The sequence below is a fragment of the Roseovarius sp. ZX-A-9 genome, from assembly GCF_028369135.1.
Lineage (GTDB): Bacteria > Pseudomonadota > Alphaproteobacteria > Rhodobacterales > Rhodobacteraceae > Roseovarius.
In genome coordinates this window covers 100781-112422 of record NZ_JAPWHW010000009.1, presented here as the reverse complement: position 1 = coordinate 112422, position 11642 = coordinate 100781, and the positions used below count along the sequence as shown (strand labels likewise).

Below are 11642 nucleotides of genomic sequence, written 5' to 3'. Positions count from 1 at the left end.
AAAGAGCGCAATGAACGTGCGGGAAACAAAACAGGTTCCCATCGCATTGATGGATGCACACAAGAGCGACGTGCGAACGCAGTTCGCCGCCCTGTGTTTCCGCATGGTCAAGGAAAAGCCTGAAATCCTGCTGATCACCTCGCGGCGTTCGGGACGCTGGATCATTCCCAAGGGCTGGCCGATTGACGGCGAAACGCCGGCCCAGGTTGCGCTGACCGAGGCGTGGGAAGAGGCCGGCGTGCGTGGCAAGGTGCATGAACGGTGCCTGGGACTCTATTCCTATCACAAGATGCTCGGGCCGGAACGCGGCGTGCCATGCGTCGCGATGGTCTATGCGGTGCGGGTGAAATCGCTTGTGGCCAGCTTCCCCGAGGCAAGCCAACGCAAGCGAAAATGGCTACGCCCAAAGAAGGCGGCGGCGCTGGTCTCAGAGCCTGAATTGGCGCATATCATATTGAATTTCCACCCCAGACTGCTGAAACACTGAACAAAGGTCTACTTGAACTGGCTCAGGTTTTGGCTATTTACATAATATGGCATCATGGGTTCTGAAATGATCAAGTTCACGCTGAAATGTGCGGATGGTCACCAGTTCGACAGCTGGTTTCAATCCGCTGCCACATTCGAAAAACTGGATGGAGCAGGCATGGTCGCCTGTGCAGTCTGCGGCAGCGCGGATGTGGAAAAGGCGATGATGGCCCCGACGGTTCAGGCAGCCCGCAAACGTGACAGGGACGTACCTGCTCAACCGAGCGAAGGGGCGTTGAGCACGCCCGCAAGCCCGGCCGAACAGGCGCTGGCGCGACTGCGCAAGGAAATCGAGAAGAACTCGGAATATGTCGGGCGCGACTTTGCCCGCGAGGCGCGCGATATCCACGCCGGCACCGCGCCCGAGCGTTCCATCTATGGCGAGGCAAAGCCCGAAGAAGCGAGAAAGCTGATCGAGGACGGTGTGCCGGTCACGCCGCTGCCGTTTCTTCCCGGGCGCAAATCCAATTGACCCGTCGCGACCCATCGCGGCGCGAGGGCCGTTTCCGGCAGACATCAGGAGAGTGACATGCATGTGGTAATCACGGGCGCCAATCGTGGCATTGGCGCAGGGATGGCTGCGGCCTTTGCCGCTCGGGGCGATGATGTCACCGGCACGTCGCGCCGGGGCGGTGATCTGGCGAAGCTCGACGTGACCGATCCGGCGCAACACGAGGCCTTTGCCGCGTCGCTCGGGGATCGTGCCGTCGATCTTCTGGTGTGCAATGCAGGCGTCTATCTGGACAAGGGTCATACGTTGGAAAGCGGCTATGATGCCGCGCTCTGGGCCGAGACTTTCGCCGCCAACGTGACCGGGGTTTTCCTGACGATCCGGGCATTGCTTCCCGCGCTCGAGCGCAGCGCACAACCCAGGATCGCGATCATCTCCAGCCAGATGGCCAGCCAGAACGACGCGCCGGGCGGCAGCTATATCTACCGTGCATCCAAGGCGGCAGCGCTGAATCTGGGCCGCAACCTGGCCACCGACCTGCGCCCGCGCGGCATCGCCGTCGGCATCTATCACCCCGGTTGGGTCCGCACGGACATGGGCGGCGGCAGCGCAAGTATCGATGTCGAGGAATCTGTGAGCGGGTTGATCGCCCGCTTTGACGAATTGGCCATGCCCACGACTGGTGCTTTTCTGAATTGGGACGGACGACCGCATGTTTTTTGATGCCCATCATCCTGCATATGGCTCGGGACAAGCGGCAAAACGCGCCAAAACAGATAACCCTAGTTGGAGTGAATCGAAATGACCGGCACGCATGATCTGGACACGCTTCTTGCCAGTATGGACCCGGTGATGGACCCCGAGGTTTATGTGTTCGTCACCCTCGAGGATCGCCGGGTACCCTCCGGTATCACTCCGCGGATGACCTTTCAGGAAGCCGAAGGCACGACACTGATCCTGTCCCGCACCGAGGCAGAAGCGGCCGCCCTGCCCTATACGTTCGCCTCGCGCATGATCACACTCAACGTGCATTCGGCATTGGAGGCGGTCGGTTTCATCGCGCGCATAGCCACCGCACTTGCCGAACACGGCATGGGGGTCAATCCCGTTGCGGGCTATTTTCACGACCACCTGTTCGTTCCCGAAGACCGCGCCGACGATGCGATGCGCGTCTTGCGGACGTTCACGGGCTGACGCTGCGTCCCCGCCGAAATCTGGTCCGGAAGATGCGTATTTACCGGGTTCCACGACAGCGGCACTTGCCCTTGAGCTGAACGCGGCGTAAACCCGCGCGCGACTTACCAGACCAAGGACGCCCTTATGCCGGTTCTCGTGATGAAATTCGGTGGCACTTCTGTCGCCAACCTTGACCGCATCCGCCGCGCCGCCAAGCGCGTTGGCGTTGAAGTGGCCAAGGGCTATGATGTGATCGTCATCGTTTCGGCCATGGCGGGCAAAACCAACGAGCTGGTCGGCTGGGTGAACGAAACCTCGCCGCTGTTCGACGCGCGTGAATACGATGCCGTGGTCAGCTCTGGCGAGAACGTGACAGCGGGGCTCATGGCGCTCACCCTGCAGGAAATGGACGTGCCCGCGCGCAGCTGGCAGGGCTGGCAGGTCCCCCTGCGCACGACCTCGGCCCATTCCGCCGCACGGATCGAAGAAATTCCGACAGATAACATCAACGCCAAATTCGGCGAAGGTATGCGTGTCGCCGTGGTCGCCGGGTTCCAGGGCATCAGCCCCGAAGGTCGCATCACCACGCTCGGCCGGGGCGGCAGCGACACGACCGCCGTCGCCTTTGCCGCGGCCTTTGACGCGGAACGCTGCGATATCTACACCGACGTGGACGGCGTTTACACGACCGACCCGCGCATCGCATCGAAAGCGCGCAAGTTGGACAAGATCGCCTTCGAGGAAATGCTGGAACTGGCCAGCCTCGGGGCAAAGGTCTTGCAAACCCGTTCGGTGGAACTGGCAATGCGTTACAATGTGAAACTGCGCGTGGTCAGCAGTTTCGAAGAACAATCAGATGACGCAGGCACGCTGGTCTGCTCCGAGGAGGAAATCATGGAATCAAATATCGTATCGGGCATCGCCTATAGCCGCGATGAGGCCAAGATGACGCTCATCTCGGTCGCCGATCGGCCGGGCATTGCCGCCGCGATTTTCGGCCCGCTGTCCGAGGCGGGCGTGAATGTGGACATGATCATCCAGAACATTTCCGAAGAGGGCCGCACGGACATGACGTTCTCATGCCCCGTCGAACAGGTCACACGCGCTGAAAAGGCGTTGCAGGAAGCCGCCGAGCGGGGCGAGATCAACTATCACGATCTGGTGGCTGATACCAACGTGGCCAAGGTGTCAGCCGTGGGCATCGGCATGCGCAGCCAATCGGGCGTGGCAGCCCAGATGTTCAAGACGCTCAGCGATGAAGGAGTGAACATCAAGGTCATTGCAACGTCCGAAATCAAGATTTCCGTGCTGATCGACAGAAAATACATGGAACTCGCCGTTCAGGCACTGCATGATGCGTTCGAGTTGGACAAAGTGGCCTGACACAACCCCTGCGTGTATCGTGCGTGGTGTCTTGCCACTGTGAAACCGCACAGGCAGACCGTCCCAAGGGGCGCATCCGGGGATTGCAGGCGACATGAGCGAGCCGTTTCAGACTGATAGCCGCCAGATGTTGGGCCGCTTGCGCACGGTCATGGCCGACGATGCCGCCGGTCAGACCCGTCTCGACCAGATCACGCAGCTGATCGCCGAAGAGATGCATACCGAGGTCTGCTCGATCTACCTGTTCCGCGATGAGGACACGCTGGAGCTTTGTGCGACCGAGGGCCTCAATCCCGAAGCGGTCCACCAGACCCGGATGCGTCTGGGCGAAGGTCTGGTTGGCCGAGTGGCGCGCACAGGAAATGTAATAAACACCGACGATGCGCCCTCAACGCGCGGTTTCCGCTTCATGCCGGAAACCGGAGAAGAAGCCTATTCATCCTTCCTGGGCGTGCCCGTGCAACGGCTGGGCGAAAAGCTCGGCGTGCTGGTGGTGCAATCAAAAGACTCCCGCACCTTTTCCGATGAAGAAGTCTATGCCGTGGAAGTCGTGGCGATGGTGCTGGCCGAGATGGCCGAACTGGGCGCCTTCATTGGCGAAGGCGCCGCGATGTCCGCGCGCCATCAGCAATCGGTGCAGTTTCGCGGTACAACCGCGCAGGATGGTGCGGCGCGTGGTCATGTGTGGCTGCACGAGCCGCGCGTGGTGGTGACGAACCTGATCGGCGAGGACCCCGAACGCGAGCGCCAGCGCCTGAATGATGCGGTTGAAGAATTGCGTATTGGCGTGGACCGTATGCTCAGCTTTGCCCGCAGCGGCGACAAGGAACAGCTGGAAGTGCTCGAAGCCTACCGGATGTTCGCCAATTCCAAGGGCTGGATGCGCCGGATGGAAGAGGACATCGGGCGCGGCCTGTCTGCCGAGGCCGCCGTGGAAAAGGAACAATCCACCGCCCGTGCCCGGATGACCCAGGTCACCGACGCCTATCTTCGCGACCGGTTGCACGATCTTGACGATCTGTCGAACCGTCTGCTGCGCACCCTGACGGGTCAGGGCGGCGAGACAGGCGCAGCGATGCCCCCCGACCCGATACTCATCGCCCGCAATATCGGCCCGGCGGAATTGCTGGATTATGGCCGCTCGCTGAAAGGGATCGTGCTGGAGGAGGGCTCGGTCGGCTCGCACGCCACCATCGTTGCCCGGGCGCTGGCGATCCCGCTGGTCATCCACGCGTCACGGATCACCGCCGAAGCGCTCAATGGCGATCCAATCCTGGTGGACGGCGATCAGGGCATTGTCCATCTGCGCCCTGACGACACGGTATTCGCCGCCTTCCGCGACAAGATGGCGATGCAGGCCAAGGCGCAGGAACGCTACGCCTCGATCCGAAGCAAACCCGCGCTTACCCTTTGTGGCCAAACCATATCGCTGACGATGAATGCGGGGCTGATGGCAGATCTGCCGAGCCTCGAAGATTCCGGCGCCGATGGTGTTGGCCTGTTTCGTACCGAATTGCAGTTCCTGATCCGTAGCCAGATGCCGCGCAGGTCCGAATTGAGCGAGCTTTACGCACGCGTGATGGACGCAGCGCAGGGCAAGCGCGTGGTGTTTCGCACGCTCGATATCGGCTCGGACAAGGTGCTGCCCTACATGAAGCCCACGGACGAGCCGAACCCGGCGATGGGCTGGCGCGCGATCCGCGTCGGCCTGGACAAACCGGGCGTGATGCGCATGCAGTTGCAGGCGCTCATTCGCGGTGCCAAGGGGCGCGCGCTGACTGTGATGTTTCCCTTCGTGGCCCAGCGCGACGAATACAGTGCCGCCCGCGCCGAGATGGAAAAGGCGATGGAGCGCGAGCGTATTCTCGGCCACCCCCTGCCCGCTTCGGTGGAAATTGGCGCGATGCTGGAAACACCCAGCCTCGCCTTTGCCCCCGACAAATTCTACAGCGAGGTCGATTTTCTCTCGATCGGCGGCAACGACCTCAAGCAGTTCTTCTTTGCCGCCGACCGCGAGAACGAGCGCGTACGGCGCCGCTATGACACCCTCAATGTCAGCTTCCTGACCTTCCTTCAAAGCATTGTCGAACGTTGCGAACGGAGCGGCACACCGCTCAGCTTCTGCGGCGAGGATGCGGGCCGGCCGGTCGAGGCCGCCTGCCTCGCGGCGATGGGCCTGCGCAGCCTGTCGATGCGCCCGGCCTCCATCGGGCCGGTAAAATCAGTCCTGCGCCGCACCCATCTGGGCGAGTTGCGCGACATCATCGACTCCGCCAGCACCCGCGGCGATCAGTCGGTGCGCGGCGCGGTCATGGATTACCTGCGCGAGAAATTCTGAAAAGGGCTGTTTGCCCAAACGCCGGTAAGGAATCTGGCCTACCTGACGGCATTCAGACAGCATTTGTCGGGCGGATATTACCCCCGAACGACCGGCTTCTTCAGCCGCGCCCGAAACGCCTCGACCAGTTCTGCATGGTCGCGGTCGGATATAATCGCGAGGCGGCGCAAGCCGAAATGCACATGCGCCATCTGCTGGTAGTAACTGGTATAGGCGTAATTCGTCGCCGCCCCTGCCGCAGCCCCAAGCACCGGCACCATCTGTGCCGCCAGCTTTTGCCCCAGAACGGTACTGAGACGCGGCGCGACGCGGGCAATGAGCGCCTGCATCGTCTTGCCCGTGACCGCGACCCGCGTGCTGAGAAACGCCAGATCGGACCCGTCAGCATGGTCCAGCGGCCCGGCGGCTGCAAAGACCTGGATGCAGTCGAAACGCACACCTTCCTCATCAGGGTCGAAACCCTGCTCGGCCGCAACATCTTGAATGGCGCGCAAAAGGATCGTGGTGGTGATCGGCAGTTCTGCCATGGCGCTCGGCAGGCCACCGAGCCCGCCCGCCGCCCCCATGGCGGTGGTCACGGCGCGGTTCAGCCAGCCGGGCTGTCCGCCCACCACACTGCGCGAGCCATGGGCCGCCTGCATCGCCAGGCGCAGCGCCTGTTCGGTGCCATCTCCCAGCCGGTCGCGCATCTCTGCGGGCAGCCGGTCCAGCAGCTTTTCGGCCTGCCCCCCAACCACGTTCAGCACCTGAATGCCAAAATTGCCGGCCAAATCGTGCCTGCGCACCAGTTCAGCCAGCTTCGCTTCTACAGCGCCTTCGTCAATCGGAGGGTCAAGCAGATCCATCATCTACCAAAGATCGGACGGATTGGCCCGAAATTCAAGGTTCGGGTTCTGCGCGGGTGACTTTACCCGCAACTTTGTCCCAAGCGCCCGGCACAAGCGATATGCCCAGAACTCGGTCCGGGTTGGTCGGCGGCGGCATCTCGACCGAGTCCAAACGCGTGAATCCGAAGCGACCATAATAGGGCGCGTCACCCACCAGCATGACCCGCGCCCAGCCCTGCGCTCGGGCACGTTCCAGGCTTTCGCGAATGAGAAGGCCGCCCAGCCCCTCGCCCTGCCGCGTCGGGTGCACCGCAACAGGCCCCAGAAGCAGCGCATCATGCGCCCCGATCCGCACCGGCCAAAACCGGATCGCGCCGCCCAGAATGCCACCCGCATCCCGCGCCACAAGGCTGAGACCGCGCACCGGGGCAATCCCGTCGCGCAGCCGGTACGATGACAGGGCTTCACGACCCGGCGCAAAGCACAGGTCGTAAAGCGCCTCGACCTCCCACCAGTCGTCCTGTGTTTCTGGGCGCAGCTCTCGCACGCGGGGCATCCTTGGTCCGATTTACGGGTGGCAAAGCGCCTAGCACGGCGTTAGGTCTGGCACAAACCCAGATCAACGATCAGCCGGTGCCAGATGTTTTACGAGCCGAAAAACGGACACGGACTGCCGCACAGCCCGTTCAACGCCATCGTGTCGCCTCGCCCCATCGGCTGGATTTCCACGCGTGGCGCGGACGGCGTGCGCAATGTGGCGCCCTATTCGTTCTTCAATGCCGTGGCCTATGTGCCACCGCAGGTGATGTTCGCCTCCAACGGCAACAAGGATTCGGTGCGAAACATCCGCGAAACCGGCGTTTTCTGCACCAATGTCGTGGCGCAGGACATGCGCGACCAGATGAACGCCTCGTCTGCCACTTTGGCACGCGACGTGGATGAATTTGCGCATGCGGGGTTGCAGGCAGCCGAGTGCACCACCATCGATTGCCCGCGGATCGCAGGTGTGCCCGCCTCGATGGAATGCCGGATGACGCATATCTTGGAACTGGGCGGCGTGGACAATTACGCCATCTTCGGTGAAGTCACCGGTGTGCATATCCGCGACGATTGCCTGGTGGACGGGTATTTCGACGTGACCACATTCCATCCCCTTTCGCGGCTGGGCTACCGCGATTATGCAGTGGTCGAGAATGTGTTCAGCCTGGACCGCCCAGACGACTAACCCACCCGTTCAGCGTAGAAACAACATCTCTGCCAAAGTGACCCAGACCGGCAATGTCAGCGCTCCCAGCAGTGTCGATTGCGCCACCAGCGTCGCTGACAGCTCGCGATCCGCGCCAAAGCCTGCCGCCAATACATGCGCGGCAGAGGCCGTGGGCAGGGCCGCAAAGACCAGCAAGACGGCCACCTGCGGCCCGGAAGCCCCCAGCCCCAGTGCCACCGCCACCACCAGCGCGGGCAGCAAGATCAGCTTGACCCCGCAAAGCGTCCCGCTGAAGCGCGTCAGACGCGCCAGAGCATGCCAGTTCATCGTCGCCCCGACCGAGATCAGCGCGATGGGAATGGCCGCGTCAGCCAGCAAGGTCAGCGGTGCCAGCACCACGCCCGGCAGGCGATAGCCCGACAGCCCCAACAACACCCCGCTTAGCGAGGCCAGCAGAAACGGGTTCAGAGCGATTTTGCGCACCGTCGCCATCGGCCCGAGCGCACCGCCGCGCGACAGTGCCGAGACGGCGAACACGTTGGCCAGCGGCACCGCCATCCCGATCGCCACTGCCATCAATGCCGGCTCGGACGTGCTGAGCGCGCCCACCGCAATGATGCCAATGGCAGAATTGAACCGCCAGGCAGTCTGCCACGCGCCCGCGAAATCGAGGAATCGTTCGGGGCCAAAGCGGCGCGCGCCATAGCCCGCGATCAGACCGCAGCTCAGCAAAGCCCATACCGCGGGCGCGATGGTGGCGACAGTGCTCAGCTCGATAGGCCGGCTGGACGCAGCGACAAACAGCAGCGCGGGAAAGAGGATTTCAAAGTTGAGCCGGTCGAGCCCCTGCCAGGCATTCTCTGACAAGCGGCGGCGCACCAGACCGCCTAGTCCGACCAGCAGAAACGAAGGCAGAAGCCCGGCAAGGATCACCAGAAAGATCATGTCCCCTGCCTCCGGCCCTGATCAGTGCCCAGCGCCCAGCACCCCGGTACGCACACCGTAATCCACCGCCATGGCATAATCGGGGTCATCGTCGCTATCGATAACCAGATGCCCTGCCCGCGACAGCAAACGGTGACAATCGCGACTCAGATGGCGCAACTGGATACGTTTACCGGCGGCTTCGTATCGCGCCGCAAGCGCTTCGATCGCCTGCAAGGCGGACTGGTCAACAACCCGGCTGGCCGCAAAATCGACGATCACCTGTTCGGGGTCCCCTTCGATATCGAAAATTTCCATGAACCCGGCCGCAGAACCGAAAAAGAGCGGGCCCTGGATCTCGTATACCTTGGCGCCCTTTTCGGTCACGGAAGCACGCTCGATCGCGTGGATACGCTTGGCATTGTTCCACGCATAGGCAAGCGCCGAGACGATCACGCCCACGACCACCGCGATGGCCAGGTCGTATTTCACCGTTACCGCGGTCACCAGCAAGATCACCGCCGCATCCGTCAGCGGCACCTTTCGCAGGATGGTCAGCGAGTTCCAGGCGAAAGTCCCGATCACTACCATGAACATCACGCCCACCAGCGCTGCAAGCGGGATCTGTTCGATGGCCTTTGCGGCAAAAAGGATAAAGATCAGCAGGAAAATGGCAGCTGCCACCCCCGCGATGCGGGTGCGCCCGCCGGATTTTACGTTGATCATCGACTGGCCGATCATCGCGCAGCCGCCCATCCCGCCGAAAAACCCGGTCAGCGTGTTGGCCAGCCCTTGCGCTATACATTCCTGGCTGGCGCCGCCGCGTTTGCCGGTGATATCGCCCACGAGGTTCAGGGTCAGCAGGCTCTCGATCAGGCCGATGGCCGCGAGGATCACCGCATAGGGCAGGATGATCTCGAACGTCGCCCAGTTCAGCGGCACCATCGGCACGTGAAAGCTGGGTAGCCCGCCCTGGATCGAGGCCAGATCGCCAACCCGAGGCACGTCCAGCCCAAAGGCGATCACAAGGCCAGCTACGACGCCGATCCCGGCCAGCGGCGCGGGGATCACCCGCGTGATGCGCGGCGTGATCCAGATGATCGCCATGGTCAGACCCACCAGCCCCAGCATCATCAGCAACGGCGTGCCGCTCAGCCACACGCCACCCGACATGCCGTGGCCGGTATTCGACATCGTGCCTGGCACTTTAAACTGGCTCATCTGGGCAAGGAAAATGACAATGGCCAACCCGTTGACGAAGCCAAGCATCACCGGATGCGGCACCAACCGGATGAATTTCCCCCATCGCAGCGCGCCCGCGACGATCTGTATGATCCCCATCAGGACCACCGTTGCAAACAGGTATTCCACCCCATGCTGCGCGACCAAGGCGACCATGACCACTGCCAGCGCGCCTGTCGCACCCGAAATCATGCCCGGCCGCCCACCGATCAGCGCAGTAACGAGCCCGACGAGGAATGCCGCGTAAAGGCCGACCAGCGGGTTAACCCCGGCGACGAAAGCGAACGCCACCGCTTCGGGCACCAGCGCCAGCGCAACCGTGAGCCCCGAGAGCAACTCGATCCTGAGACGGCTAAGGCTGAATTTCTCATCCTGCATGACCCCCAGATCGGGCATGTCGATGCGACTTGCGAAGGCGGCCAGAATAGCTTGTTTCAAAGCGTGTGTCCCGTGATGAATTGTCCTGATGCGCGAGCGGTCTCCTTACAGGGCTGCGAGCGGTTTTACCAGATAGAGATGCGGCGTCTGGCGCGCCGCAGTTCAGCCGCGCCCGTCGCGAAAAGCGCGCGGCGATTGCCCCCGACTTGCGGTGAAAGCGCGGGTGAAGGCGCTGCGGCTCTCGAACCCGACCTGGCGGGCAATGCGCTTTACCGGGTCGCGCCGCTCGATCAGTAGCTGCGCCGCGCGCGCCAGCCGCAATTCGCGCAAGAACGCCATCGGCGGCGCCATGCAAGCCTGCTGGAATCGCTCGGCAAAACGCGAGCGGCTCATGCCCGCCGTCGCGGCCAGCGTCTCCAGAGAATGCGGCGCTCCGGGATCGTCAAGCATCGCGCGCAACGCCTGCCATAACCCCGGATCGACCAGCCCGCCGATCCAGAGCACCGCCGGATCGCCCGCCTCCAACCGCTCGCGCAGCAGTTCGATCATGCATTGCAGCAGCAGCGCCCGGATCATTGCGGCACGGCCGACCCTAGGCTGCATCATCTCGTGCAGCAGCGCCTGCATCGCGCGTTTCGCGGTCGGCGCGGTCTCCATGTCCAACACCAGCGGCCGGCGCAGCAAGTCGATCAGCCCGTGGGTGTTGCGCAGCCCCAGCGAGATGGTCGAACACAGCACCACCATGTTGCCCGCGCCGCTGCCCTGCGCCACGTGCTGCGCGAGCTCCAGTCCCGCCGGCTTGCAGGCGGGCAGCCCCGTCTGCCGACCGCCATGATTGCGCAGCGAATGCTGTAGGCTGGTCGGAACCAGCACCAGCCGGCCCGGCATCAGCGCGATCGGCTGTTCCGTCTGAAACCCCAGGCTACCGGTACCGCCCAGCACGTAATGCAGCGTCGCGCCGGGATTGCGGCCCAGCCCCATGGAGCATTTCCCCTCCAGTGCACAGATGGCGAAGGGTTCGGCGGAGATGTCCAGTTCGGACAGGATCCGGTCGTGACTCTGCTGATCTTCCATAGGGGCATTCTGCCACGCTTCGGCAGCACAGGCACATAAATAATCACTTCAGCAACGCTTTCGGGACGAAAAGGCACATCCACCCCGACATCTATGGCCTGTGACATCCCTAGA

12 protein-coding genes are annotated in these 11642 nt (G+C 62.8%); 7 read left to right on the top strand and 5 right to left on the bottom strand.

The window, feature by feature from the left end; genetic code table 11:
• Positions 1-10 precede the first annotated feature (10 nt).
• The 6 genes from O3306_RS10835 to ptsP all read left to right on the top strand — a co-directional run bounded on the left by O3306_RS10835 (position 11) and on the right by ptsP (position 5876).
• On the top strand, positions 11-487 hold the full coding sequence (locus O3306_RS10835; RefSeq protein WP_272006873.1) for an NUDIX hydrolase: 477 nt from the start codon (positions 11-13) through the stop codon (positions 485-487).
• Between the two features lie 66 nt (positions 488-553).
• Positions 554-1000 (top strand): DUF1178 family protein, encoded by a 447-nt coding sequence (locus O3306_RS10830; protein WP_272007070.1) that lies wholly within the window; start codon positions 554-556, stop codon positions 998-1000.
• 57 nt (positions 1001-1057) lie between these two features.
• Positions 1058-1702 carry an SDR family NAD(P)-dependent oxidoreductase gene (locus O3306_RS10825; RefSeq protein ID WP_272006871.1) on the top strand — a complete coding sequence of 215 codons (645 nt, stop codon included), beginning with the start codon at positions 1058-1060 and terminating at the stop codon, positions 1700-1702.
• Between the two features lie 78 nt (positions 1703-1780).
• Complete coding sequence (locus tag O3306_RS10820) at positions 1781-2173, top strand: ACT domain-containing protein (RefSeq protein WP_272006868.1); 393 nt, start codon at positions 1781-1783, stop codon at positions 2171-2173.
• Positions 2174-2299: 126 nt separating this feature from the next.
• Positions 2300-3538: an aspartate kinase gene (locus tag O3306_RS10815; protein ID WP_272006865.1), complete on the top strand. Its 1239-nt coding sequence runs from the start codon at positions 2300-2302 to the stop codon at positions 3536-3538.
• Between the two features lie 94 nt (positions 3539-3632).
• Positions 3633-5876 carry a phosphoenolpyruvate--protein phosphotransferase gene (gene ptsP / locus O3306_RS10810; RefSeq protein WP_272006862.1) on the top strand — a complete coding sequence of 748 codons (2244 nt, stop codon included), beginning with the start codon at positions 3633-3635 and terminating at the stop codon, positions 5874-5876.
• A gap of 77 nt (positions 5877-5953) precedes the next feature.
• On the opposite strand, the gene O3306_RS10805 is transcribed toward ptsP, so the two are convergent.
• Positions 5954-6721 (bottom strand): EcsC family protein, encoded by a 768-nt coding sequence (locus O3306_RS10805; protein ID WP_272007068.1) that lies wholly within the window; start codon positions 6719-6721, stop codon positions 5954-5956.
• A 34-nt stretch (positions 6722-6755) separates the two neighbouring features.
• Positions 6756-7259, bottom strand: a complete 504-nt coding sequence (locus O3306_RS10800; RefSeq protein ID WP_272006860.1) for a GNAT family N-acetyltransferase — start codon at positions 7257-7259, stop codon at positions 6756-6758.
• Between the two features lie 84 nt (positions 7260-7343).
• Here O3306_RS10800 and O3306_RS10795 point away from each other — a divergent pair, with 84 nt between their 5' ends.
• Entirely contained in the window at positions 7344-7928 is a 585-nt protein-coding gene (locus O3306_RS10795) for a flavin reductase family protein (protein ID WP_272006857.1), read from the top strand.
• 9 nt (positions 7929-7937) lie between these two features.
• On the opposite strand, the gene O3306_RS10790 is transcribed toward O3306_RS10795, so the two are convergent.
• From O3306_RS10790 to O3306_RS10780, 3 genes are all read right to left on the bottom strand, one after another.
• The gene (locus O3306_RS10790; RefSeq protein ID WP_272006854.1) at positions 7938-8855 is read right to left on the bottom strand and encodes an AEC family transporter; all 918 of its coding nucleotides are present in this window, start codon (positions 8853-8855) and stop codon (positions 7938-7940) included.
• Between the two features lie 21 nt (positions 8856-8876).
• On the bottom strand, positions 8877-10514 hold the full coding sequence (locus O3306_RS10785) for a SulP family inorganic anion transporter (RefSeq protein WP_272006852.1): 1638 nt from the start codon (positions 10512-10514) through the stop codon (positions 8877-8879).
• 102 nt (positions 10515-10616) lie between these two features.
• Positions 10617-11528, bottom strand: coding sequence for a helix-turn-helix domain-containing protein (locus tag O3306_RS10780; protein ID WP_272006849.1), 912 nt, complete (start codon positions 11526-11528; stop codon positions 10617-10619).
• Positions 11529-11642: the final 114 nt, after the last annotated feature.

What these genes read in the sequence shown, in the direction of transcription:
- O3306_RS10825 (WP_272006871.1), top strand. Translation starts at nt 1,058, where the DNA reads ATGCATGTGGTAATCACGGGCGCCAATCGTGGCATTGGCGCAGGGATG.
- O3306_RS10780 (WP_272006849.1), bottom strand. Translation starts at nt 11,528, where the DNA reads ATGGAAGATCAGCAGAGTCACGACCGGATCCTGTCCGAACTGGACATC.
- ptsP (WP_272006862.1), top strand. Translation starts at nt 3,633, where the DNA reads ATGAGCGAGCCGTTTCAGACTGATAGCCGCCAGATGTTGGGCCGCTTG.
- O3306_RS10795 (WP_272006857.1), top strand. Translation starts at nt 7,344, where the DNA reads ATGTTTTACGAGCCGAAAAACGGACACGGACTGCCGCACAGCCCGTTC.
- O3306_RS10830 (WP_272007070.1), top strand. Translation starts at nt 554, where the DNA reads ATGATCAAGTTCACGCTGAAATGTGCGGATGGTCACCAGTTCGACAGC.
- O3306_RS10790 (WP_272006854.1), bottom strand. Translation starts at nt 8,855, where the DNA reads ATGATCTTTCTGGTGATCCTTGCCGGGCTTCTGCCTTCGTTTCTGCTG.
- O3306_RS10820 (WP_272006868.1), top strand. Translation starts at nt 1,781, where the DNA reads ATGACCGGCACGCATGATCTGGACACGCTTCTTGCCAGTATGGACCCG.
- O3306_RS10835 (WP_272006873.1), top strand. Translation starts at nt 11, where the DNA reads ATGAACGTGCGGGAAACAAAACAGGTTCCCATCGCATTGATGGATGCA.
- O3306_RS10815 (WP_272006865.1), top strand. Translation starts at nt 2,300, where the DNA reads ATGCCGGTTCTCGTGATGAAATTCGGTGGCACTTCTGTCGCCAACCTT.
- O3306_RS10800 (WP_272006860.1), bottom strand. Translation starts at nt 7,259, where the DNA reads ATGCCCCGCGTGCGAGAGCTGCGCCCAGAAACACAGGACGACTGGTGG.
- O3306_RS10805 (WP_272007068.1), bottom strand. Translation starts at nt 6,721, where the DNA reads ATGGATCTGCTTGACCCTCCGATTGACGAAGGCGCTGTAGAAGCGAAG.